General features: G+C 63.1%; 24 protein-coding genes. 13 read left to right on the forward strand and 11 right to left on the reverse strand.

Annotated elements, in window-relative coordinates:
• Positions 1-261 precede the first annotated feature (261 nt).
• The gene (gene greA / locus NKH03_RS27775) at positions 262-735 is read right to left on the reverse strand and encodes a transcription elongation factor GreA (RefSeq protein WP_292183751.1); all 474 of its coding nucleotides are present in this window, start codon (positions 733-735) and stop codon (positions 262-264) included.
• A gap of 264 nt (positions 736-999) precedes the next feature.
• Positions 1,000-1,533 carry a tetratricopeptide repeat protein gene (locus tag NKH03_RS27780; protein ID WP_352971980.1) on the reverse strand — a complete coding sequence of 178 codons (534 nt, stop codon included), beginning with the start codon at positions 1,531-1,533 and terminating at the stop codon, positions 1,000-1,002.
• A 145-nt stretch (positions 1,534-1,678) separates the two neighbouring features.
• On the opposite strand from NKH03_RS27780, the gene NKH03_RS27785 reads away from it, so the two are divergent.
• From NKH03_RS27785 to NKH03_RS27795, 3 genes are all read left to right on the forward strand, one after another.
• Complete coding sequence (locus NKH03_RS27785) at positions 1,679-2,104, forward strand: DUF3775 domain-containing protein (protein ID WP_352971983.1); 426 nt, start codon at positions 1,679-1,681, stop codon at positions 2,102-2,104.
• A gap of 102 nt (positions 2,105-2,206) precedes the next feature.
• Entirely contained in the window at positions 2,207-3,370 is a 1,164-nt protein-coding gene (locus tag NKH03_RS27790; protein ID WP_352971986.1) for an extensin-like domain-containing protein, read from the forward strand.
• 199 nt (positions 3,371-3,569) lie between these two features.
• Entirely contained in the window at positions 3,570-4,376 is an 807-nt protein-coding gene (locus tag NKH03_RS27795; RefSeq protein WP_352971988.1) for an extensin-like domain-containing protein, read from the forward strand.
• Positions 4,377-4,381: 5 nt separating this feature from the next.
• On the opposite strand, the gene NKH03_RS27800 is transcribed toward NKH03_RS27795, so the two are convergent.
• On the reverse strand, positions 4,382-5,101 hold the full coding sequence (locus NKH03_RS27800; protein ID WP_352971991.1) for a gamma-glutamylcyclotransferase: 720 nt from the start codon (positions 5,099-5,101) through the stop codon (positions 4,382-4,384).
• A gap of 111 nt (positions 5,102-5,212) precedes the next feature.
• Between NKH03_RS27800 and NKH03_RS27805 the strand changes: the two genes are divergently transcribed.
• From NKH03_RS27805 to NKH03_RS27815, 3 genes are all read left to right on the forward strand, one after another.
• Entirely contained in the window at positions 5,213-5,914 is a 702-nt protein-coding gene (locus NKH03_RS27805) for an LssY C-terminal domain-containing protein (RefSeq protein WP_352972045.1), read from the forward strand.
• Between the two features lie 67 nt (positions 5,915-5,981).
• Positions 5,982-6,272: a hypothetical protein gene (locus tag NKH03_RS27810; RefSeq protein WP_352971993.1), complete on the forward strand. Its 291-nt coding sequence runs from the start codon at positions 5,982-5,984 to the stop codon at positions 6,270-6,272.
• A 75-nt stretch (positions 6,273-6,347) separates the two neighbouring features.
• Positions 6,348-7,658 (forward strand): hemolysin family protein, encoded by a 1,311-nt coding sequence (locus NKH03_RS27815; RefSeq protein WP_352971995.1) that lies wholly within the window; start codon positions 6,348-6,350, stop codon positions 7,656-7,658.
• 27 nt (positions 7,659-7,685) lie between these two features.
• Here the strand turns inward: NKH03_RS27815 and NKH03_RS27820 are convergent, their stop codons facing one another.
• Positions 7,686-7,943, reverse strand: coding sequence for a DUF1127 domain-containing protein (locus tag NKH03_RS27820; RefSeq protein WP_352971997.1), 258 nt, complete (start codon positions 7,941-7,943; stop codon positions 7,686-7,688).
• Between the two features lie 247 nt (positions 7,944-8,190).
• Here NKH03_RS27820 and NKH03_RS27825 point away from each other — a divergent pair, with 247 nt between their 5' ends.
• Complete coding sequence (locus NKH03_RS27825; RefSeq protein ID WP_352972000.1) at positions 8,191-9,708, forward strand: winged helix-turn-helix domain-containing tetratricopeptide repeat protein; 1,518 nt, start codon at positions 8,191-8,193, stop codon at positions 9,706-9,708.
• A gap of 50 nt (positions 9,709-9,758) precedes the next feature.
• Here the strand turns inward: NKH03_RS27825 and NKH03_RS27830 are convergent, their stop codons facing one another.
• Positions 9,759-10,685: a DMT family transporter gene (locus tag NKH03_RS27830; protein WP_352972003.1), complete on the reverse strand. Its 927-nt coding sequence runs from the start codon at positions 10,683-10,685 to the stop codon at positions 9,759-9,761.
• Positions 10,686-10,844: 159 nt separating this feature from the next.
• A complete protein-coding gene (locus NKH03_RS27835; protein WP_352972005.1) occupies positions 10,845-11,825 on the reverse strand; it encodes a quinone oxidoreductase family protein in 981 nt (326 codons plus the stop codon).
• Positions 11,826-11,922: 97 nt separating this feature from the next.
• Between NKH03_RS27835 and NKH03_RS27840 the strand changes: the two genes are divergently transcribed.
• A complete protein-coding gene (locus NKH03_RS27840) occupies positions 11,923-12,336 on the forward strand; it encodes a winged helix-turn-helix transcriptional regulator (protein WP_352863829.1) in 414 nt (137 codons plus the stop codon).
• Positions 12,337-12,391: 55 nt separating this feature from the next.
• Here the strand turns inward: NKH03_RS27840 and NKH03_RS27845 are convergent, their stop codons facing one another.
• Complete coding sequence (locus NKH03_RS27845; protein WP_352627661.1) at positions 12,392-12,997, reverse strand: NADPH-dependent FMN reductase; 606 nt, start codon at positions 12,995-12,997, stop codon at positions 12,392-12,394.
• Between the two features lie 90 nt (positions 12,998-13,087).
• Here NKH03_RS27845 and NKH03_RS27850 point away from each other — a divergent pair, with 90 nt between their 5' ends.
• On the forward strand, positions 13,088-13,456 hold the full coding sequence (locus tag NKH03_RS27850; RefSeq protein ID WP_352863831.1) for a winged helix-turn-helix transcriptional regulator: 369 nt from the start codon (positions 13,088-13,090) through the stop codon (positions 13,454-13,456).
• Positions 13,457-13,605: 149 nt separating this feature from the next.
• Here NKH03_RS27850 and NKH03_RS27855 read toward each other — a convergent pair whose 3' ends face one another.
• From NKH03_RS27855 to NKH03_RS27865, 3 genes are all read right to left on the reverse strand, one after another.
• Entirely contained in the window at positions 13,606-13,809 is a 204-nt protein-coding gene (locus NKH03_RS27855; RefSeq protein ID WP_352972008.1) for a hypothetical protein, read from the reverse strand.
• A gap of 127 nt (positions 13,810-13,936) precedes the next feature.
• Complete coding sequence (locus NKH03_RS27860) at positions 13,937-14,332, reverse strand: acyl-CoA thioesterase (RefSeq protein ID WP_024504171.1); 396 nt, start codon at positions 14,330-14,332, stop codon at positions 13,937-13,939.
• A gap of 96 nt (positions 14,333-14,428) precedes the next feature.
• Positions 14,429-15,370, reverse strand: coding sequence for a phosphoribosylaminoimidazolesuccinocarboxamide synthase (locus NKH03_RS27865; protein ID WP_352863835.1), 942 nt, complete (start codon positions 15,368-15,370; stop codon positions 14,429-14,431).
• A 217-nt stretch (positions 15,371-15,587) separates the two neighbouring features.
• Here NKH03_RS27865 and NKH03_RS27870 point away from each other — a divergent pair, with 217 nt between their 5' ends.
• From NKH03_RS27870 to NKH03_RS27880, 3 genes are read left to right on the forward strand one after another with little or no spacing between them, the layout of a single operon-like run.
• Complete coding sequence (locus tag NKH03_RS27870) at positions 15,588-17,204, forward strand: GMC family oxidoreductase (protein ID WP_352972011.1); 1,617 nt, start codon at positions 15,588-15,590, stop codon at positions 17,202-17,204.
• Positions 17,201-18,412 carry a mandelate racemase/muconate lactonizing enzyme family protein gene (locus NKH03_RS27875; RefSeq protein WP_352972013.1) on the forward strand — a complete coding sequence of 404 codons (1,212 nt, stop codon included), beginning with the start codon at positions 17,201-17,203 and terminating at the stop codon, positions 18,410-18,412. The genes NKH03_RS27870 and NKH03_RS27875 overlap by 4 nt, the downstream gene beginning before the upstream one ends.
• Positions 18,409-19,326: an NAD(P)-dependent oxidoreductase gene (locus NKH03_RS27880; RefSeq protein WP_352972016.1), complete on the forward strand. Its 918-nt coding sequence runs from the start codon at positions 18,409-18,411 to the stop codon at positions 19,324-19,326. Before NKH03_RS27875 ends, NKH03_RS27880 begins: the two co-directional genes overlap by 4 nt.
• Before the next feature lie 79 nt (positions 19,327-19,405).
• On the opposite strand, the gene NKH03_RS27885 is transcribed toward NKH03_RS27880, so the two are convergent.
• Entirely contained in the window at positions 19,406-20,344 is a 939-nt protein-coding gene (locus tag NKH03_RS27885) for a diacylglycerol/lipid kinase family protein (protein WP_352972018.1), read from the reverse strand.
• An 854-nt stretch (positions 20,345-21,198) separates the two neighbouring features.
• On the opposite strand from NKH03_RS27885, the gene NKH03_RS27890 reads away from it, so the two are divergent.
• A complete protein-coding gene (locus NKH03_RS27890) occupies positions 21,199-21,633 on the forward strand; it encodes a DUF4383 domain-containing protein (protein ID WP_352863845.1) in 435 nt (144 codons plus the stop codon).
• Positions 21,634-21,638 lie beyond the last annotated feature (5 nt).

Raw genomic sequence — 21,638 nt, forward strand, 5'->3', positions numbered from 1 at the left:
TGCTCGTCATTCTCAATGCAAAAGCACGCGACGCGCGCATCGATTTCGCAAATGCAACTTGACACCCCAGATAGTCGCTCATCCGCCTGCCGGCACCTTCTCCCCGTATAGGGACGGGGAGAAGAGAGATGAGGCAGCCTCGGCGCTCTTACGACCTGGGAAATTAGCGAAATCACCGGTGAAGGCGTCTTTCTCCCCGTCACTATACGGGGAGAAATGCCCGGCAGGGCAATGAGGGGCAGCGCAAGCGTTGGTAATTCCCTAGATAAACTGCACCTGGACGATCTCGTAACCCCTTGCACCGCCCGGCGCATTGACCTCGATGGCGTCGCCAACTTCCTTGCCGATGAGCGCGCGGGCGATCGGCGAGGAGATCGAGATGCGGCCGGACTTGACGTCCGCTTCCTGGTCGCCGACGATCCGGTAGGTCTTCTTTTCCTCAGTGTCCTCGTCAACCAGCACCACGGTGGCGCCGAACTTGATCTTGTCGCCGCTGAGCTTGGTGACGTCGATCACCTCGGCGCGCGCGATATAATCTTCAAGCTCGTTGACGCGGCCCTCATTGAGGCTCTGCGCCTCTTTGGCGGCATGGTATTCGGCATTTTCGGACAGGTCGCCATGAGAGCGCGCTTCGGAGATCGCCTCGATGATGCGCGGCCGCTCTTCCTGCTGGCGCCAGCGCAGTTCTTCCTTCAATGACGCGAACCCCTCGCCTGTCATCGGGACCTTGTTCATGATACCTGACCTTTCCTGCCGCCACCCCCGCGTTTCGGGGGAAGCCTTGTCGATGGGTACAAAAAGAAAACGGTCCGGCAGCCTCGGGCTAACGGAACCGTGTCACCGCAATTTCCCTGAATATAGCAATCTTCGCGGGTTTTTCACGCCCAAAAATTGGTTTTGCAAAAATCATCCCCGCTTTCATCAGTCGGGGCGGCTAATGAGACTGAGGGGTGACAAAAAAACGGCCGCGAGCGCTCGCGGCCGCTTCGAAGAGCCCTTTCAACTCCGCATGAAATGGTCGATCTGCTCGGCCAGCATGCCGTATTCGCGCGAACCCTTGCCGGTCCGCTTCTCGATCTCCACCAGCTGCTGCTGGGCGCCGGCCAGATCGCCGATCTGCAGATGCGCTTCGCCGAGATATTCGCGCACCAGCGTGTAGTTGGGATCAATGCGCAGCGCTTCCTCGTAATAGCCGAGGCCGACGGTAACGCGGCCGGAATGGCGGTGCGAATAGCCGAGATAGTTGAGGATGCGCGGATCCTGCTTGTTGGCGGCGAGGCTGAGCACGGCAATCGCCTCGTCATAACGCCCGGCCATCGCCAGCGCGTGGCCTGCGTCATAGATGCTTTCGTCGTCGAGCATGCCTTCCTGGGGTGCGACGCACTTTTTCTTCTTCTTGTCCCAGACCTCGCCCTTCTTGCACTGGGTGACGGTCTCATCGCTGCCACCACTGCCGGCGGCGAACACCGGAACGGCAAGGAACTGCAGCGCGACAAGGGCAGTCGCCGCCTGGATCAGCATTCTTTTATGCATCGAAGCCTCCTTGAGGGTGAGAATGCAACACTAACGCCGGACGGTTTGCATTTCATCCCGGAAAAATGCGTGCCGAAGAACATCAGGTGACGGATGCCGCAAATCCGCTATCATCAGCCAGGATTTCGGCACTGGGAGACTGCTCGTGCAGCGGCGGCTTGAAAAGGACTGGGAGCTTTCGATCGGCCCCGATACCGTGCGCCTGTTCATCCTCAAGGCCAAGGCGCTGAGCGCTGCCGTCAACGAAGACTATGCCGATGGCGCCGAGCATGAGGTCGAGTTCGACGGCGAGTCCCATGCCAACCATCACCATGACGGCCTCGCCGAGGAGAGCTCCGAAAACCTTACCGAGGAAGAGCTGCGCGAACTGATCAATGACCTCAATGTCGATGAAGCAGCCGAACTGATCGCGCTGGCCTGGGTCGGTCGCGGCGACTACGACGCCACGGAATGGGCGGACGCGCTTGCCTCGGCGCGCGAGCGCGCCAACAAGCGCACCGCAAAATACCTGCTTGGCATGCCGCTGCTTGCCGACTGGCTGGAGGAAGGGCTGGAAGCGATCGGCGCGTAACGACGTGGTTACCGTTCGTGATGCGGCGCAGGCAACCTCCTTGCGTCGGCGCCGTTGACGGCCATGCGGCCGCTTGTCTTTTCCCGAACATGCAGGATTGCGTTGGTCATGGCCGTCACGGCCTTGCTGGTGGTGCCGGCCGACGCTCGACATCGCCATCGGCATCACAAGCCGCTGACGCCGCGGGCGGAGCAGCCGCTGACACCGCGGGTCGATCAGCCCCTGAAACCGCGAGGCGGACAGCGCCTGAAATCGCGGGGTAAACGGCAGCTCGCACCGAACCAGACACGGCAGAAAACGCAGGAACCGCTTCCCTCGCCTGCCGATGTTCCGATGCCCGGGCCCGGTATTCCGGTGCCAGGGCCCGGTATTCCGGTGCCCGAGCCACGCCCGGCGGATGCTCCGAAGACCGATGCCGCGGCGCCGGAAGGGCAAAAGACGGAAGGTCCGAAGACCACCGGACCCGATCGGTTCAATGAAGAAAAATCCCGTCAGAAAAAGCAGGCACGCCCCGAGCCGTCCGCCCCGGAACCGTCAGCCAATACGGAAAGCGAGCCGGAGCCGCCAGCCGTTGCGCCGACGCCGACACCAAAACCTGAGGTCGAAGAAGAGCCCGTGGTTGAGCCTCCGGTGGTCGCCCCGCAGCCGCCGCAAAAGCCCGCCGATGCAGACGAGAGGATGCTCGCCGATCCGCGCTCGGCTGACCGGCCCCAAGGAAAGATGCCCGCCGAGGAAGTCGCCTGCCGCGAGCGGCTGAAGACGCTCGGCGTCGAATTCGAGGAGCACAAGGCGGAAAGCAACCCCGAAATCGGCTGTTCGATCCCCTACCCGATCGTGCTGAAGACACTTGAAAATTCAGTCGCCATCGGCCCCGGCACCGAGCTCAATTGCAAGATGGCCGAGGCGACGGCGCGTTTTGCCGCCGATGTCATCCAGCCGGCGGCGAAAGCCGAGTTCGGCGCCGACCTGAAATCGATCGACCAGGCGTCGGCCTTTATCTGCCGGCCACGCAATGGCACACGAAAACTGTCAGAACATGCCTTCGGCAACGCGCTCGATATCGCCAGCTTCACGCTGTCGGATGGCAAGAAGATCGAGGTCGGTCAGGCGCCGCCCGAGAAGGACGCCAAATTCCTCAACGCCGTGCGCAAGGCGGCCTGCGGGCCGTTCAAGACCGTGCTCGGACCGGGCAGCGATGCCGATCATTCCATGCACTTCCATCTCGATCTCGAGCCTAGACAGCATGGCGGAACGTTCTGTCAGTGAGCATGGTTAGCCGGACCACGTGCCCCAATTCGGCCGCAGGCATGAACGCAGGCGCTGAGTTTTCCTTTACCCTTGATTGTTAAAATGCCGGATATCTGAACCATGATCCCGAAAAGTGGGAACCGGTTTTCGGAAAAGATCATGGTCAGGCAAAGGTAGAACCTGATCGGGATCAGGTTCGGGAATAGGGATTCCGCCGATGGCCGGGACATTTCGCGCCGTGTTTTTCGCCGTCGCGCGCCAATCGAAACATGCGGCGATGGCAGCCGCCGGCCTTGCCCTCGTCGCGATTTCGGGCTGCAACACCGGCAACGTGCTGTCACTTGAACCGGCTGTCGACGTCGGCTCCCAGACCTCAGCCATGCCGCAATATGCCGGCATGCAGAAGCTTGTTCCCTCCAACCCCTACATGACGCAGGCCGCTTATCCGCGCATGGACGAGCCGATGTCGCCGGTCGAGCAGATGCCGGCCAGCGAAACCGACTGCCGCCAGCAATTGAAGCGCCTCGATGTTGCCTTCACCGACCTGGCGCCGATCCATGAAGGCCAATGCGGCATCGACTATCCGGTCAAGGTTTCGGCCATCGGCAACATCCAGATGAAGCCGGCCGCGACGCTGACCTGCGACATGGCCGCCACCTTCGCCGGCTGGACCAGGAACGAACTCGTCCCCTCCGCCCGCTGGCGCTATTTCTCCGGCGTCAAGACCATCCACCAGGGCTCCAGCTATTCCTGCCGCAACATCGCGGGCGAAGGCGTTTTGTCGGAACATGGCAAAGGCAACGCGCTCGACGTCATGAGCATCGAGCTCAACAATGGTGACGACATCGACGTGCGCAAGCCCGGCCTGTTCGCCTTCCGCACCCGCGGCTTCCTCAACAATGTGCGCGCCGACGGCTGCCAGTACTTCACCACCGTGCTCGGCCCCGGCTACAATTACGATCACCGCAACCATTTCCATTTCGACATCAAGAACCGCAAGAGCGGTTATCGCGCCTGCCGCTAGGAAAATCAGACAGGGTGGGCGCTACCGGTGGAAGCGATGATTTGTTGCGCCACCAGATCCTGGATACGCCACAGATTCCTGTCGCGAATACCGCTTTCCTCCAGTTTGCTGACGGTCCGGAACAGATACTGCGCCGATGAGCCCCAATGTCCGGCGGCCCGCGCCAGCGTGTACGCAACCTGCTCTGGCGGCAACCGTCCGGCATAGGCCCTGCCGTTTGGCGCGGCGACGAAGGCCACGGCACGCAGCGGACCATCCTTGGTCCTGACCTTGATCCAGCACGGCACGTTGGTTGGCGGGTTCGCATCAATCTCGCGGCGCATCAACAGGCCAAGTTGCCCGAAATGATCTTCGGCCGGCAGTCGGTAAACGATGCCGTTGCAACTGCCACCACGGTCGAGGGCCAGCATCAGGGCCGGCAGATCGCGGGTGCCGCGCCAGCGCGTCAGCTTCAGACAGAATGAGCGGTGCCACCCTGGCGCCGTGGCCGGGCGCTGTTCGACATGGACGAATTCGGGATTCCAGATCAGCGAGCCATAGGCGAAGACCCACAGCGTTTCGGGCCGGTGATAGGAAAGCAGCCGTTCGACAAGGCCGTCGAACTCAGCCTCGGTATGCTCGCTGGTTCCGGGCTCGGGGCCGGGGTCTGGTTCGACACGGTCGACTCGCGCGACGAGATCGGCAGTCAACGCCATCGAAGTGCGGCCTGGCGGTTTTCGCTTCATTCCTGCCCCCAATGCAAAAACGATGGCCGACGATAGACTAGCTGCATGCCGCTGGCCATTGATTTTCAAGGTCTGTCAGGCGACAGCTACGCACAGATCGAAGCGGCATTCATGAGCCAGCGAAGCTTTCGGCGAAGCATTGCAATCTGGCTGGCAGCCTTGTTTGCCGCCTATCTGGCGCTCGCCTATTTCGCCGCGCCGGAATTCTGGACGTTCCGGGACCGCGGCTTTCGCACCCAGCACTTCGAGATGGTGACACACACGCTGCAGGGCATTCCGGGCGACCCCATCAATGTCGGCTTGGTCGGCACCCAGAAGGAGGTGGTCCATGCCTTCGCCGTCGCCGGCTGGGACACCGCCGACGCCGTGACCTTGAAGACCGCGATCGAGATCGGCGAAAGCGTGTTGTTCGACCACCCCTACCCCGATGCGCCGGTCAGCCGGCTGCTGTTCGAGGGCCGCGCCCAGGATCTCGCCTTCGAAAAGCCCGTGGGAGCCAGCCCCGACCGCCGGCATCATGTGCGCTTCTGGCAGACCAATGCTGCCGGCGATGACGGCCGGCCGCTGTGGCTGGGCTCCGCCAGCTTCGATCGCGGCGTGGGACTGAGCCACGACACCGGCGCCGTCACCCACCATATCGGCCCGGATATCGACGCCGAGCGCGATTTCCTGATGCGCGACCTGGCCACCGCCGGCACACTGGTCTCGACCAGCGACATATCGGGCATCGGCGCCACCAGCGCCGGACGCAATGGCGGCGGCGATCTTTATTTCACCGATGGCACGGCGATTGTTGGCGTGCTCAAACAGTAGGTCGCACGGCCCTGCAAGCTGAGACAGCCAAGCGGTTCAAAAAGGGCGGTTTCAAAGCAAGATTCCGATGTTCGACGCGGAAAGTGTGGTGAATAGCTACTGCAAGGCCTGGTTCGACCCGGAGCCTGAAGAGCGTCGCCGGCTGTTGTTCGCCTCATTCGAACAGGAAGGCACATACATCGAGCCCACGGTGCAGATCTCGGGAGCCGAGGCGCTGCTCTATCACATCGATCAGGTCCTGGAAGGCCGCCCGGGCTTCTGGCTCGAACGGACGACCTTGGTCGATGTCCATCATGACTGGCCGCGTTTTGGCTGGGTGCAGAGAGGCGGAAATGGATTTCGAGGTGCCGACGCCTGACCGAAATACCGGTCATTCCTCAAAAAACACGCCGGACTATTTTCGAAGACCGCGCGGCAATGCTATTGACCGCTGATGCTATACGTCGAAATCGCTATCGTGGTCGTCCTCATCTGCGTGAACGGCCTTTTGTCGATGTCCGAACTTGCCATCGTCTCATCGCGCCCGGCCCGGCTGAAGGCGATGATCGACCGCGGCATCAATGGCGCCGGCCGCGCCCTTGAGCTTGGTTCGAATCCGGGCAAGTTCCTGTCCTCGGTGCAGATCGGCATCACCCTGGTCGGCGTGTTGTCGGGCGCCTTCTCCGGCGCCACGCTCGGCGAACGGTTGGCGCGCTTCCTGGCCTCCACCGGAATCCGTGAGACCGTTGCCGATCCGCTTGGCGTCGGCATCGTCGTTGCCGTCATCACCTATTTCTCGCTGATCGTCGGCGAACTGGTGCCCAAGCAGATCGCGTTGCGTTACCCTGAACGGGTCGCCGCCAAGGCCGCTCCGGCGATGACCATCCTTGCAACCGTCTCGGCGCCGCTGGTCTTCCTGCTCGACTTTTCCGGCCGCGTCATCCTGTGGCTGCTCGGCCAGCGCGGCGAAAGCGAGGAGAAGGTCACCGACGAGGAGATCAAGATGCTGATCGCCGAGGCCGAGCATCACGGCACCATCGAATCCGACGAGCGGCGCATGATCGCCGGCGTCATGCGGCTTGGCGACCGTGCCGTGCGCGCGGTGATGACGCCGCGCACCGAAGTCGACTGGATCAATCTGCAATCCGACGAGGCGGCCATCCGCAAGCTTTTGATGGAAACCCAGCATTCGCGACTGCCGGCCGGCGACGGCGGCGTCGATGTCATGGTCGGCGTCGTCCAGACGCGCGACGTGCTGGCGGCATTGCTTGCCGGCCTCGTGCTCGACCCGCGCAGGCATGTGCAAGCCGCACCCATAGTCTACGACCAGGCCGACGCGCTGGATGTGCTGCAGAAGCTGAAGGAATCCGACGTGCCGATGGCACTGGTGCATGACGAATACGGCCATTTCGAAGGCATCGTCACCCCGGCCGACATCCTCGAGGCCATCACCGGCGTGTTCCGGGCGGATACCGACGCCGGCGACGAGGAAAACGCCGTCAAGCGCGAGGACGGCTCATGGCTGCTCGCCGGCTACATGCAGGCCGACGAGATGGCCGACATTCTCGGCATCGACCTGCCGGAAAACCGCGACTACGAGACTGTCGCCGGCTATGTGCTGTCGCATATGCACCATCTGCCGGCGACCGGCGAATGCGTCGACGCGCAGGGCTGGCGCTTCGAGGTGGTCGATCTCGACGGCCGCCGCATCGACAAGCTGATCGCCACTCGCCTGCCCGGTGCTCACCGCCATGCGGTGCGCTGACTGTCGACGCGATGTGCAGCATTCGCTCTATCGTTGCCAGAAGGGCTTGGCGATCTCAGCTTCGACCTCACATCTCGTCAGACCGATATCGTCGATCAGATAAGGGTTGTCCTTCGACATTTGCCTGAGTTGCCAGCGAAAGCGTATCCGCTCGCGCCAGGTCCGATCGCGCAAGGCCGCGACAATGCTTCGCAGGGTCATCAGGAGCCGACGCGACGCCGGCGCCACGAGCGTTCCCGGCCGCGCTGCACAATTCGGGGCCGATGCAAGGGTATTGGTGGTCATGGCAACCTCCTATGGTTTGAGGCCCGGAGGGCTCTCGAAAGAGGTTGAATTCTGCGCGATACGAACCGCGCCGTAATTAAGCCCTCCCAAATAGTTCTCAAAACTTCCAAACCGGCCAGAACAGTTCACCGGTTCACGGAACCGGCAAACTGCTCTAACTCTTTGTTTTGACGCAATTCCCAAGGGAAGGCACTATGCGCTTTTCCCGGGAAAACCGTTTCACGCTTTTCCTGGAATTGCTCTATAGATGCGCCCTATGCAGGGATCGCGTTTTGCCTTTGGTCCGTTCGTGCTTGATCCGGGTGCGGGAACGCTACTTCGGAACGATGTCCCCGTTGCCGTTGGCTATCGCGGGCTCAACCTGCTTGCGGCGCTCGTCGGACGGCCCGGCGAAATCCTGGGGAAGGCTGAGTTGATGGACGCGGCATGGCCGGGCACGGCCGTCGAGGAAGGCAACCTCACCGTCCAGATCGCGCAGCTGCGCAAGCTGCTTGGTCCGGCAGCCGACGGCGGTGAATGGATATCCACGGTTCCGCGCGTCGGCTACCGCTTCACGGGCGCCGTCGAACAGCTCGGCAGCGCAAAGCGAAAATCTTTGCCCCTGCCCGACAAACCGTCGATAGCCGTGCTGCCCTTCGCCAATTTCAGCAACGATCCCGAGCAGGACTCCTTCGCGGATGGGTTGACCGAGGACCTGATCACCGACCTGTCCAGGATCTCCGGCCTGTTCGTCATCGCTCGCAACTCGACCTTTGCCTACAAGGGAAAGGCGATGGACGTGCGCGAGATCGCCGGGGATCTTGGCGTGCGCTACCTGCTGGAGGGCAGCGCAAGACGCGCCGCGGATCGCGTGCGCATCAACGCCCAGCTGGTCGACGCGGTGAGCGGTGAACATCTATGGGCGGAACGCTTCGATCGCGGCCTGGAGGATATCTTCGCCGTTCAGGACGAGGTCACGGCCAAGATCGTCGAGGCGTTGCTTGGCCGGCTGCGCGCACCGCTGCCGCGCAACCGGCCCCAAAATCTGGAGGCCTACGACCTCTGCGTGCGAGCGCGCAAGCTGATCGATGATTCGCCACAGACGGCGCGGGAAGCGCACCTCATGCTCACGCGCGCGGTATCGCTCGATCCGGAATATGCCGAGGCCTATCGCTGGCTTGCCATGAACCACTGGATGGGATGGGTGCATTGGGGCGAACCCATCGAGCCAAACCGTAGCGTTGCCTTGGAGCTGGCGCGTAAGGCCGTGGCGATCGATCCCAACGATGCCGGCTGCCACTGGGTCCTTGCCAACCTGCTCGCCTATGAACGCCGCTTCGCCGAGGCGGATACGGAATTCGCCAAGGCGTTCGAGCTCGACCCGAACGAGGCAGACGCCTGGGCGACATTGTCCGACATCGCGGTCCTGGCCGGGCGGGTCGAAGAGGGCCTGGAGCACATTCGCAAGGCGTTCCGGCTGAACCCGTTTCCCGCAAGCTGGTACTATCTGACGCTCGGCGCGGCGCAATACGCGGCGCGTGAATACGAAGCCGCTGTCGAGACACTGCGCAGGGACGAGACCTATCGCACAAGCTCACGCCGTTTCCTGGCGGCAAGTCTTGCGCAACTGGGCCGGCTCGAGGAGGCGCGCGCGGAGGTCGAAATGTTCCTCATCAGCAACCCGCATTTCACAACCCGCCACTGGGTCATGACGGAGCCGTTTCGCGACGCCGCCATGCAGGAACATTTCGTCGATGGCTTCCGCAAGGCCGGTCTTCCGGAGTGACGCGCAGGCGTGACTCAATAGGGTTCCTTGGCGGGGACGGACTTGCGTCCTCAAACCGCCGCTTCGATTGGTTCGGCAAGCCTGGGATTTGCCCGCGCGGCGATCAGGCAGCCGGCGACGATCAGGCATGCTCCGGTCAGCGTGGTCCAGGTTGCCTCCTCGCCGAAGAAGAACCAGCCCAGTGCGACCGCCCAGATGAAGGCCGAGTATTCGGCGGGGATCAGATATTGCGCTTCGGCGCGGGCGTAGGCCCAGCTCATCAGGAATTGGCCGGCGAGCGACAGCACAGTCACCCCGGCCAGCGGCAGCCAAAGGTTGGTCGGCAGGGCGACGGCGAGCCACGGTGCCGCGAGGCCAAGGATGATTGCAACGCAAAGGTTCTGGAACAACATGATCTCGACGGGCTTGGCCAACTGCGCCTGTTGTCGGGTGAGGATCAGATTGTAGCCGTAGAACACCGTCGATACGAGCACCGCCGCCGTGCCAAGCATGGCATCCTGCGAATAGCTTGCCTGCCCGAACTGGCCGGCCATGATGATCGCGACGCCGGCGATGCCGGCCAGCGATGCCCAGACGGCCTGCCGCCGGATTCGCTCGCCCAGCAACAGCGCGGCGAGGAAGAGCGCGAATAGAGGCGCGACGAAGCTGAGCCCGATCGCTTCCGCCAGCGGCAGCCTGGCGAGCCCCCAAAAGAAGGATATCAAAACGATGCCGACAATTGCCGCACGCAGCGCATGCAGCCTTAGCACCGGAAGGGTTGGCTTCGAGCGCGGCCCTGCCGACCAGGCAGCACCCGCGACCACGGTCGCGACCATGCTGCGCCACAGCACCGTGTTGTAGACGCCGACCGCAATAACCAGGGTCTTCATCGCCGCATCCATTCCGGACAGCAGGAAGATCCCGAACGCGCATGCGAGCACCGGGATCATCGGGGAAACGGCGCCGGTCAGGCTGGATGTCTTCACGGCTACACTCATGTGACGGATTGCACCGGATATCGCAGAGCAAGGGGCGGGACCAGATGGCAGGACCGCGCATATGGAGGTCCAATCCCGATTGGCGTCATGTCCGCCGCGACGCCAAGGCACCAGCAAGGCCGAAAGGCTCTTCTGGTGCAAAGCGGAGGCACCACGACACTAAGGCACCAGCACGACCTTGCCTGTCGAGCGGCGCTCGTCCAGCAGCCGGTGCGCTTCACCGGCCCGGTCGAGCGGGAAGCGGCCGCCGATCACAACCTGAAGCCGGCCGCTTGCAGCCAGTTGGAACAGCTCGGAAAGGCTGGCTTTCAGCACGTCGGGAGACAGCAGCGGCAGCAGCGCGAAACCTCTCAGCGACTGGTTGCGGCCGATCATCGCCTCCAGATCGGAAGCCGCGAGGCCATAGCGGCCGAGTGCCGCGAACACCAGTTCGCCGCCAGGCGCCAGAGCCTGCAGTGACGCAGCCGTCAGCGCGCCGCCGACGGTGTCGTAGATGATGTCGGCACCCTTGCCGTCCGTGACGTCGCGGACGCGGGCGGGCCAATCCAGATTGTTGTAATCGACCGCGGCATCGGCTCCCCGGGAAAGGGAAAGATCGAGCTTGGCCCTGCCGCCGGCGGCCGCGATCACCCGACGTGCGCCTTTCCACTTCGCAAGCTGGATCAGCAACGATCCCACACCACCCGACGCGGCCGGCACCAGCACCGCCTTGCCGTCCGGCGGGCTTTGCCGAAGCAGATGAAAGGCCGTCAGCCCCTGCACCATCAACGCCGTCGCATCCTCGAACGAAAGACTATCCGGCAATTGGACGACAAGGTCGGCATCGATCGTCACCTGCTCCGCATAGCCGCCGTAAGGGCGTTGCGACATGAACAGCGGCGCGGCCATGCGGCTCCCCAGCAGCTGTGCATCCACCCCTTGTCCGACGGCCTCCACGACGCCCGCCGCCTCGACACCGAGGATCATGGGAAGTTGCGGCGTCACCGCGTAGCGGTCCGCCCGCATCAGCACTTCGAAAAAATTGATCCCGGCGGCGTGGACGCGGACCAGTACCTCGCCGGCCTGCGGTACCGGCGTCGGTAGATCGATCACCTCCAGCACCTCGGGACCGCCGAAGCGGTTCAGTTGAATGGCTCTCATGGCAAACTCCGATCGCACTGGCATCGGCCGTGGTTTGCCACTATCTGCGGCGCTTCGACTACACACTCATTTGTCCCCTGCTGACCAGGAGGTGACCATGCCCAATCCCAAGAAAATGCCCATCAAGAGACTGCCGATGCTGCCGGCGGAGCGGGCGCTGAAAGTGATCGCGGGGCGCTGGAAGGCGGTTATCCTCTACCATCTGTTCGACGGCCCCCGGCGGCTGTCCGCGCTGAAGGCGATAATGCCCGGCATCACCCAGAAGGTGCTGATCCAGCAGCTGCGTGAAATGGAAGAGCACGGCCTCGTCAGCCGCGAGATCTTTGCCGAAGTGCCATCGCGCGTCGAATATTCGGCAACGCGCCTTGGCCTCAGCCTCGAGCCGATCCTGCTGGCACTCTGCCAATGGGGCCAGCATCATGCCGACGAGCTCAACGAGATGGATCGCCTCGCCGACTGCATCATCCGACCAAGGCAGGCGCAACACGACGCCACGGCTTCCCTCAATTGAAAAGGGCGGCGCAAGCGCCGCCCCGGATCCTTGGGAGGATAATTCGAACCGGCGGTCAGGCCGCCTTGACTTCCTCGGCGACGGCGTCGGCCTGACGCGCTGCCTTGAGCACCTTGGCCCACCACGCAACGTCGTTGACCAGCGCGGTCGCGGCCTGGTTCAGATGCTCGAGATCTTCCAGCTTCTTCTCGCCCTGGCGAACGGCGAGGAAATCGCCCCAGGCGATATGGACGGCCGATTTGACCGGCGCCATCTGCAGTTCGACCGCATGAAGGCGGAGCTGTTCGACGGCGCGGGAGCCGCCGACGCTGCCATAGCCGACGAAGCCGGCCGGCTTCTTGTTCCACTCATTGGCGGCGTAATCGATGGCGTTCTTCAGCACGGCCGTCGGACCATGATTGTATTCGGCGGCGGTGAAGATGAAGCCATCGAATTCGGCGACCTTCTTCTGCCAGCGTTGTGCCACTTCATTCGTCGACGGCACCCAGGCGGAGGATGCGACCTCGTCGAAGAAAGGCAGCGGGAAGTCGCGCAGGTCGACGACTTCGACGTTGATGTCGGCATGTGACTTGGCGATCTTGGCGATCCATTCGGTCGGCACATCGGCGAAACGCGCGGCGCGTGTCGAACCGATGACAATGGCGATCTTGGGTTTGGACATGAAGGGCTCTCCTTGCAGGAAGTACTGGTATCGTTTGGATACCGGCGCTATATGAGATACTGTCAACTCGAGACGCAAGGAGGCACCTTTTTGTTACTGAGGCACCCGCACCGCACCGAGGATTGTCGCGCCATCTCGGAAATCCTGCAGCGCGTCGGCGACAAATGGACCGTTCTGGTCGTCGGCAAGCTGGGCGACGGACCGCTGCGCTTCAACGAATTGCGCGCAGCCGTCGGCGGCATTTCACAGAAGATGCTGACCACCACCTTGCGCGGGCTGGAGCGCGACGGCTTCGTCACCCGCACCGTGTTTCCGACCATTCCGCCGCGTGTCGATTATGAGCTGACCGAGCTTGGTCACGAGCTGCTGATCCCGGTCAGCGCGCTTGGCGAATGGGCGCGCAAGAACACCACGCGCGTCAGAGCGGCACGCGAAAAATTCGATAGTATGCATGCCTGAAACCGTTGCAGGGCAAGGGGTGCCGCCCGCACGTGACTTGGCTTGATCTGATCTGAGATTCTAGCTCGGCCGCGCGGATCGTTGCCTGATTGCGCGTGCTGTGTTGGCTGCCGGAATGCCTTCGTGATCCGTCCGCTGACGGCTGCCGCTCAGGCTCCCGATGTGCCGTTATCGCATCGAACCGCGGCACAGATATCACACCGCGCGGTCCGCTCGCCGAGGGTCTGGTGATCATGCGTGCAGGAGATGCGCGAGATGTCTTCCTTCACCTCCGCATAGGCGGTCACGCCGAGCAGGCAGGTCGTCACGACCAGCGCTGCCAGAAGCCAGCCGTTCAGCATATGTTGACGCATTGTCTCCCCTCCAACGCCGGCACAATCGGGCATGGAGGCAACCATTGGAAGTCGCGAAACGCGCCTCCCGCACGGGCGCTGTTACAAACGGCCGAGCGTGGGGCCATGCATGGGAGAACGGCGCCCGTCAGCCTTCGGCCGGAACCGCCTTCGGCTTGCCCTCGCCGTCCAGCGCCACCATGACGAAATCGGCGTGGGTGACCTTTTCCATCAGGTCCGAGAGGTAGCGCTGCGCCCAGGCTTCGACCTTGAGCGTCATCGAGGTGCGGCCGACGCGTTCGACATGGGTGTAGATGCAGAGCGTGTCGCCGATCTTCATTGCCTTGGCGAACGACATCTCTTTCACCGCAGCCGTCACCACGCGGCCCTTGGCGCGTTCAGCGGCGCGGATGCCGCAGGCCAGATCCATCTGCGCCATCACCCAGCCGCCAAAAATGTCGCCGGCGGCATTGGCATCCGAAGGCATGGCCAGCGTGCGAAGCGTCAGATCGCCGAGCGGCCGTCCTTCAGCGTAGTGCACCATGGGGGAAATCCTTCGAGAGCGGTTGCCCTCGATCCCGTAACGTCATGGCGCCGACAGGTCAACGCAGACTGCCCCCGGCGAAGACTCACTTGGCCGCTAAAAGTAGCGCTCGAGGTTCGAGCGAATGCGATCGAGCACGGTATCCCCGGAAAGGTCGGGAGAAAATTCCTTGCCCGTGATCGCCTCATAGGCCTGCGCATAGACCCGCGAGGCCTGTTCGACGATCTCGTCGGGTATTTTTGGGATCGGGTCGCTGTAGGGATCGCACCGCGCCGAGACCCATGAGCGGATGAAATCCTTGTCGAAACTCTCCGGCCGGCTGCCGCTGGCGAGCGCCTGTTCGTAGCTCGCCGCGATCCAGTACCGGCTGCTGTCCGGCGTGTGGATTTCGTCGGCGAGAATGATGGTGCCGTTCTTGTCGGTGCCGAACTCGTATTTCGTATCGGCAAGGATGAGGCCGCGTTCGGCGGCGCGCTGCTGGCCGCGGGCGAACAGCCGCAAGGCATAGCCCGATACGGTATCCCACTGCGCCTGCGTGAGCAGGCCCTGTTCAAGGATCTCGGCTTTGGACAGAGGCTCGTCATGACCACCGTGCGAAGCCTTGCTGGTCGGCGTGATTATCGGCTCCGCCAGTTTTTCGTTGTCGCGCAGGCCGTCCGGCAGGCGCATCCCATACATCTCCCGGTCGCCACGCTTGTAACGGGTCAGGATCGAAGTGCTGGTGGTTCCCGCCAGATAGCCGCGCACGACGATCTCGACCGGCAGGATATCGAGCCTTGTGCCGACGACGACGTTCGGGTCGGGGTATTCGAGAACATGGTTTGGGCAGATATCGGCGGTTTCCTCGAACCAGTACCGTGCCGTCTGGGTGAGGATCTCTCCCTTGAAAGGGATCGAAGTCAGGATGGTGTCGAAGGCGCTGAGGCGATCGGTTGCGATGATGATGCGCCTGCCATCCGCCAGATCGTAGTTTTCGCGGACCTTGCCGCTATAATGGCCCGGCAGTTCGGGAATGAACGCGTCAGGAAGGGTCCGCATGTGATTTCCTGCCTTCCGCAAATTGGTCGATGCCATCGCATAGGCCGTCGAGCCGGTGCATATCAAGCGCGATTGTCGGGAATCCCTGCAAACCCGGCCAGTTCGACGGTCGCTTTTTTCACAACTGATGCCGGAAGGCACAGCGACTTGGGAACGCCATGGCGTCTAGGCTGCGCCAGATTTCCGGCGCCGCCCGAACCAATCATGCAGACCCATCATGCAGACCTATGATTTCATCATCGTCGGCTCCGGCTCGGCCGGCTCGGTCCTGGCCGACAAGCTCTCGGCCTCGGGGCGCTTTTCGGTGCTGGTGCTGGAGGCCGGCGGCACCGATCGCCGCTTCTACGTGCAGATGCCGCTCGGCTACGGCAAGACCTTCTTCGATCCTGATGTCAACTGGAACTACAAGGCCGAGCCGGACCCGGGCCTTGCCGGCAATGCCGACCACTGGCCGCGCGGCAAACTGCTCGGCGGCTCGAGTTCGATCAACGCCATGGTCTGGATCAGGGGCGCGCGCGAGGATTTCGACGCCTGGCGTGCCGCCGGCAATCCCGGCTGGGGCTATGACGACCTGTTGCCCGCCTTCAAGGCGCTCGAGGACAACCAGGCCGGCGCCGACGCATGGCGCGGTGTCGGCGGCCCGCTGCATGTCACCGACTGTTCGGATGCCGTCCACCCGCTGACCAAGCGCTATCTCGCGGCCGGCCAGCAGGCCGGCCTGCCGCTCAACCCGGATTTCAACGGTGCCGCCCAGGAAGGTGTCGGCGTCTACCAGATCTCGACCCGCAACGGCCGCCGCATGTCGGCGGCGCGCGCTTTCCTGCGCCCGGCGATGAAGCGTGCAAATGTCCGCGTCGAAATGAAGGCGCTGGCGACCAGGGTGTTGTTCGAGGGCAAGCGCGCCGTCGGCGTCGAGTATCAGCAGAACGGCGAGACCCGGACGGCACGTGCCGGCCGCGAGGTTATCCTGTCAGGCGGTTCGGTCAACTCGCCGCAATTGCTGCAACTGTCCGGAGTCGGTCCCTCCGCCCTGCTCAAAGGCCTGGGCATTCCCGTCGTCCATGCCAACGAAAATGTCGGCGCGCATCTGCAGGACCATGTCGGCATCAACTACACCTTCAAGGGCCGGCTGCCGACGCTCAACCAGATCCTGCGTCCGTGGTGGGGCAAGCTGCTGGTCGGCATGCAATACATCCTGACGCGTTCGGGCCCGCTGTCGCTGTCGATGAACAATGCCGGCGGCTTCTTCCGCACCGACCCGGCGGCGACCCGCCCCAACATGCAGCTCTATTTCCAGGCCTTCTCGACCGTCATTCCCAAAAGCGGCGAGCGCCCGATCCTGACGCCGGATCCATGGCCGGGTTTTTCCATCGGCCTGTCCAATTGCCGTCCGTCGAGCCGTGGCGAGATCATGATCCGCTCGGCCAACCCGCGCGATTACCCCAAAATCGTCGCCAATGCCTATTCGACCGAGGCCGACGTCGCCGAGATGCTCGACGCGGTGAAGTTCGTGCGCAAGATCGCCTCGATGCCCGCGATGGCCGAGATCATCGAGGAGGAGGTCCTGCCCGGTCCGTCGATCACCTCCGACGCCGATCTGATCCAGGATTTCAGGAAGCGCTCGGGGACCGTCTATCACCCGGTGTCGACTTGCCGCATGGGACCGGATCCCTCGCGCGCCGTCGTCGATCCGCGCCTCAAGGTGCGCGGCATCGAAGGCTTGCGCGTCATCGATGCCTCGATCTTTCCCGACAACATCACCGGCAACACCAACGCCGCCTCGATCATGACCGGTTGGAAGGGCGCCGAACTGGTTCTGGAGGACCAAGAATGAAGATCACCGACGTCAAGACCTGGGTTGTCGGCAATCCGCCGCCCGGCATCGGCGGCAAATATTTCATCTTCGTCAAGCTCACGACAGACGGCGGCGTCGTCGGCTATGGGGAAGCCTACAACGCCACCTTTTCCGCCCATGTCACGGCGAAAATGGTCGAGGACATGGCCGAGCGCTATCTCGTCGGCCGCGATCCGCACGACATCGAGAATTTTTTCCGCCGCGCCTATTCCTCCGGCTTCACCCAGCGCCCCGATGTTTCCGGCATGGGCTGCTTCTCGGCGCTGGAAATGGCTTGCTGGGACATTATCGGCAAGGAGGCCAACAAGCCGGTCTACAAATTGCTCGGCGGCCAGGTGCACGAAAAGCTGCGCTCCTACACCTATCTCTACCCGCACAGCGGCAGCGTCCATTCCGAGGACGCGCACGGCAGGAACGTCTACAACGATCCCGATCTCGCCGCCGCTTGCGCGCTCGAATATGTCGAGCAGGGTTTCAACGCGGTCAAGCTCGATCCAGCCGGCCCTTACACCGCCTTCGACGGCCACCAGCCGCGCCTGGTCGACATCGACCTGTCCACCCGCATGGTCAGGGCGATCCGCGAGGCTGTCGGCACCCGTGCCGACATCCTGTTCGGCACGCACGGCCAGTTCACCGCGTCCGGCGCGCTGCGCATGGCGCGCGCCATCGAGCCCTACGATCCGCTGTGGTTCGAAGAGCCGGTGCCGCCTGATATGCCCGAAGTGATGGCGCAAGTGGCCCGCGCGACCTCGATCCCGATTGCCACCGGCGAGCGGCTGACGACCAAGTTCGAATTCGCCCGCGTCATCGAGAACCGCGCCGCGACCATCCTGCAGCCGGACCTCGGCCGCTCCGGCGGTATCCTCGAAACCAAGAAGATCGCCGCCATGGCCGAGGCCTACCACATCCAGATCGCGCCGCATTGCTATTGCGGGCCGATCGTCGGTGCCGCCAACATCCAGCTGGCGGTGACGCTGCCAAACTTCCTCATCCTGGAATCCCTGAAACAGTGGGACGGTTTTCACGCCACGCTGCTGAAGAAGAAGATCGAGTGGCAGGACGGCAACGTCATCCCCTCGAAGGACCCGGGCCTCGGCGTCGAGCTCAACGAAGCCGTCTGCGACGCTCATCCCTACACCGGCAAGGAGCTGCATCTGCAGATGATGCAGACGCCGTTGATGCCGTGAGCGAAAGCTACGCCTTCATCGGCCTTGGCCATCTCGGCGGCAACCTTGCCGCCAGCCTGATACGCAACGGCTTTGCCGTCACTGTCTTCGACCGTGATCCCGCCGCTGTCGAGCGCCTCGTTGCGCTCGGCGCCTCCGCTGCGAACAGTCCCGCCGAGGCCGCAGCGATGGCCGGCAACGCCATCTCTTGCCTGCCGTCGCCCAAGGTCAGCGAAGCGGTGCTAGCTGGCTCCGGCGGCTTGCTCGAAGGGTTGCCCCGGGGCGGCACTTGGATCGAGATGTCGACCAATGGCCGCGACGAGATTCTTCGCCTCGCCGCCCTCGCCTCGGCCAAGGGCGTCGAGACATTGGAATGCCCGGTCACTGGCGGCGTGCATCTGGCGGCGGCCGGAAAGATCACCGCGCTGGTCGGCGGCGATGCGGCGCTCTACGAGCGTCATCGCCCGGCGATCGAAGCGATGTGCGCGAAGTCCTTCCTGATGGGACCAATCGGCTCGGCGGCGGTGATCAAGGTCATCACCAACATGCTCGCCTTCATCCACCTTGTCGCCGCCGGGGAAGCGCTGATGCTGGCCAAACGGAGCGGTCTCGACCTCGCCCAATCCTACCACGCCATCGTGGCCTCCTCCGGCAACAGCTTCGTCCACGAGACGGAAAGCCAGCTCATTCTCAACGGCTCCTACGACATCGGCTTCACCATGGACCTGGCGCTGAAGGACCTCGGCTTCGCTCTCGCCATGGGCGTACAATCAGGCGTGCCGCTCGACCTGGCATCCCGCGTCAACTCGATTTTCGAGCAAGGCAAGGCTGCTTATGGCGGTGGCGCCTGGTCGACCCAGATCGTCAAATTGCTCGAAGATGCCGTCGGCACCGACCTGCGCGCGCCCGGCTTTCCGGCCAAGCTCGAAGTCTGACGTCGGCTAGATATCAAGCAATATCAGATGGTTGTATCCATCGGCGGACCCGTCTGAATCAATCTGTTAACGGCTTGATTCAGTATCTGAGCGTCAGCGCGCCGGGAAGGATCTCGAAGGTCGCGGGTATGCGTCCGGGCGACTCGCCGTCTATGTCGACCAGCGCGCCGTTCTTCTCCACATCGCCGAGCGGTTCGACCACCACTTTCCTGCCGCGCAGGATGGTGATTGCTGGATGATTGCGGTGCCGGCCGCCATAGAGCAGGCGGATGTCCCAGATCAGCTTCAGCTTGCCGGCGGCGCGCAGGATGACGATGTCGAACTGCCCGTCGGTCAGTTCGGCATCCGGCGCGATCATCATGCCGCCGCCGAAGAATTTTCCATTGGCCACCGCCACCAGCGCCATGCGCGCCTCGACCGGGGTGCCGTCGTCGACGGTGATCCTGACATCCTGGAAGCGGTAGCGGATGAACTCGACAACGGTGCGCCACAGGAACAGCGCCTTGGCCGACATCCTGCCCTTGCGCTTGTCGGCATTGACGGCACGGTCGGTGGCGCCGGACAGGCCCAGGCTGGCGATGTTGATGAAGTGGCGACTGGCCAGCGCGCCATGGTCGTCGATGTAGCAGATGCGCCCGGCATCGACCTTGCGAGCCTTGGCCTCGGCAATCCGCCTCAGCGCCGCGTCCGCCTCCTTCGGCAGGCCGAGGCCGCGCGCGAAATCGATGCCGGCGCCGCACGGCAACAGACCGAGTTCGGTCGTCCTGCCGCCCTCCTGGATCGCCTGCAGCAGCCCGTCGGCCACTTCGCTGGCGGTGCCGTCACCGCCCGCCGCGATCACCAGATTGAAGCCTTCAGCCGCAAGATCGAGCGCCAGCCTTTCTGCATCACCTTCGGCCTGCGTTTCGCGCAGTTCGAATTCGCCGAAATGCTTTTTCAGCGATGCGGCGACATCAGGCCAATGCCGTTTCAGCCGGCCGCCGCCGGCAATCGGATTGAGAACCACCCCGACTTTCAAGCGCACCCTCCCGCAAGGACATCGAAGCGCCTCGAGTCCTTTGCCGGCATTGAAGCCCGCACCGGTCGGCAGGGCAAGGCCGAATGTCTACCGATGCCGCCCCACCATATGACGGATCGGAAAATCGCATTCTCGTTGGTTGGTCCCCGATAATCCCGCTATCCACAGGCCCTCGGCCATTTCGCAAAGCCCTTACCCGGCGTAAGTTAAACCCATCTCAGGCGGCTACCGATCGCCCAGCCGAAAGGCGAAGTGAAAGGCGGATTTCCTGAGGCCCGTACGGACCGAAGCGAGAGCAGGCTTGCCTGTTTCGAGGGACGGAGCCGAGACCTACGGGGCCGCGGAAAGCGTGCCAACGCCGACGGCGGACCGATGCTGCCATGAAGGACGGCAAAAACCTTCGATGGTGCGCAGGGCAAAGCCCGCAAGGGTGGAGACCGGCGTGGTCCCGAACGGACGCTGCTTTCGGGTGGCGGACTGGCAGGACCGTCAAAATCAAGGCCGGCAAGGCGCGACGACTTTACGGAAGTTGCTGCCGCGACCGTGTCCTGATCTGACAGGGAGGCGCTGGGAGAAATCCCGGCGCCGACTGTCTTTTCTCCCCTTTGCCGGCGATCTTGCGAGCGCCGCTTCACCGCGCGTTAAAATCGGTTAGTATCGGCGCGGTAGAGTCCGTTTGATAACGCGCTCTGCCGAGGCGCATGGCGTGGTTTTCGAGAACCGAAGCGCAGCGGACTTTTGGGTCCGTGAGCTCAGTTCTACTGCGACGCAGTAGAACGGGGAAGCGCAGAAAACCGCGTCAGGCGGCCGGCAGAGTAGCGTTTACAAATGGGCTCGTAGAAGGGGGATACTTCATGACGCTGATCCAGAAGCTTGCCGTTGCCTATGCCTTCCTGTTCTTCGGCGTCGTCGCCATCGGCTACATACCGCCGTTCAACGATGCCGAAGGCAATCTGTTCGGCCTGTTCTCCCTGCAATGGTATGATGACCTGCTGCATGCCTTCTCCGGCGTCTGGGCGCTGGCCGCCGCCTTCATCTCGCACCGCCAGGCGGTGTTCTATTTCAAGCTGTTCGGCTCGGTCTACCTGTTCGACGGCGTGCTCGGGCTGATCACCGGTTCCGGCTGCCTCGATGCCGGCATCTTCATCAACGGCTTCCGCTCCCTCAACGATATCGAATTCCCGGCCCGCTTCTTCGCCAACCTGCCGCACATCGTCATCGGCGGCTTCGCCGTCTATGTCGGCTTCTGGCTGGCGAAGCGCGTGCACGATCACTTCGCCACGGCCTGATCGGC

The organism is Mesorhizobium sp. M1406 (genome assembly GCF_040317555.1).
Classification (GTDB): Bacteria; Pseudomonadota; Alphaproteobacteria; order Rhizobiales; family Rhizobiaceae; genus Mesorhizobium.

Coding starts and splice junctions, on each gene's coding strand:
- greA (WP_292183751.1), bottom strand. CDS start 735: ATGAACAAGGTCCCGATGACAGGCGAGGGGTTCGCGTCATTGAAGGAA.
- NKH03_RS27890 (WP_352863845.1), top strand. CDS start 21,199: ATGACGCTGATCCAGAAGCTTGCCGTTGCCTATGCCTTCCTGTTCTTC.
- NKH03_RS27830 (WP_352972003.1), bottom strand. CDS start 10,685: ATGAGTGTAGCCGTGAAGACATCCAGCCTGACCGGCGCCGTTTCCCCG.
- NKH03_RS27875 (WP_352972013.1), top strand. CDS start 17,201: ATGAAGATCACCGACGTCAAGACCTGGGTTGTCGGCAATCCGCCGCCC.
- NKH03_RS27810 (WP_352971993.1), top strand. CDS start 5,982: ATGTTCGACGCGGAAAGTGTGGTGAATAGCTACTGCAAGGCCTGGTTC.
- NKH03_RS27820 (WP_352971997.1), bottom strand. CDS start 7,943: ATGACCACCAATACCCTTGCATCGGCCCCGAATTGTGCAGCGCGGCCG.
- NKH03_RS27780 (WP_352971980.1), bottom strand. CDS start 1,533: ATGCATAAAAGAATGCTGATCCAGGCGGCGACTGCCCTTGTCGCGCTG.
- NKH03_RS27795 (WP_352971988.1), top strand. CDS start 3,570: ATGGCCGGGACATTTCGCGCCGTGTTTTTCGCCGTCGCGCGCCAATCG.
- NKH03_RS27840 (WP_352863829.1), top strand. CDS start 11,923: ATGCCCAATCCCAAGAAAATGCCCATCAAGAGACTGCCGATGCTGCCG.
- NKH03_RS27825 (WP_352972000.1), top strand. CDS start 8,191: ATGCGCCCTATGCAGGGATCGCGTTTTGCCTTTGGTCCGTTCGTGCTT.
- NKH03_RS27865 (WP_352863835.1), bottom strand. CDS start 15,370: ATGCGGACCCTTCCTGACGCGTTCATTCCCGAACTGCCGGGCCATTAT.
- NKH03_RS27855 (WP_352972008.1), bottom strand. CDS start 13,809: ATGCGTCAACATATGCTGAACGGCTGGCTTCTGGCAGCGCTGGTCGTG.
- NKH03_RS27805 (WP_352972045.1), top strand. CDS start 5,213: ATGAGCCAGCGAAGCTTTCGGCGAAGCATTGCAATCTGGCTGGCAGCC.
- NKH03_RS27835 (WP_352972005.1), bottom strand. CDS start 11,825: ATGAGAGCCATTCAACTGAACCGCTTCGGCGGTCCCGAGGTGCTGGAG.
- NKH03_RS27815 (WP_352971995.1), top strand. CDS start 6,348: ATGCTATACGTCGAAATCGCTATCGTGGTCGTCCTCATCTGCGTGAAC.
- NKH03_RS27845 (WP_352627661.1), bottom strand. CDS start 12,997: ATGTCCAAACCCAAGATCGCCATTGTCATCGGTTCGACACGCGCCGCG.
- NKH03_RS27870 (WP_352972011.1), top strand. CDS start 15,588: ATGCAGACCTATGATTTCATCATCGTCGGCTCCGGCTCGGCCGGCTCG.
- NKH03_RS27800 (WP_352971991.1), bottom strand. CDS start 5,101: ATGAAGCGAAAACCGCCAGGCCGCACTTCGATGGCGTTGACTGCCGAT.
- NKH03_RS27860 (WP_024504171.1), bottom strand. CDS start 14,332: ATGGTGCACTACGCTGAAGGACGGCCGCTCGGCGATCTGACGCTTCGC.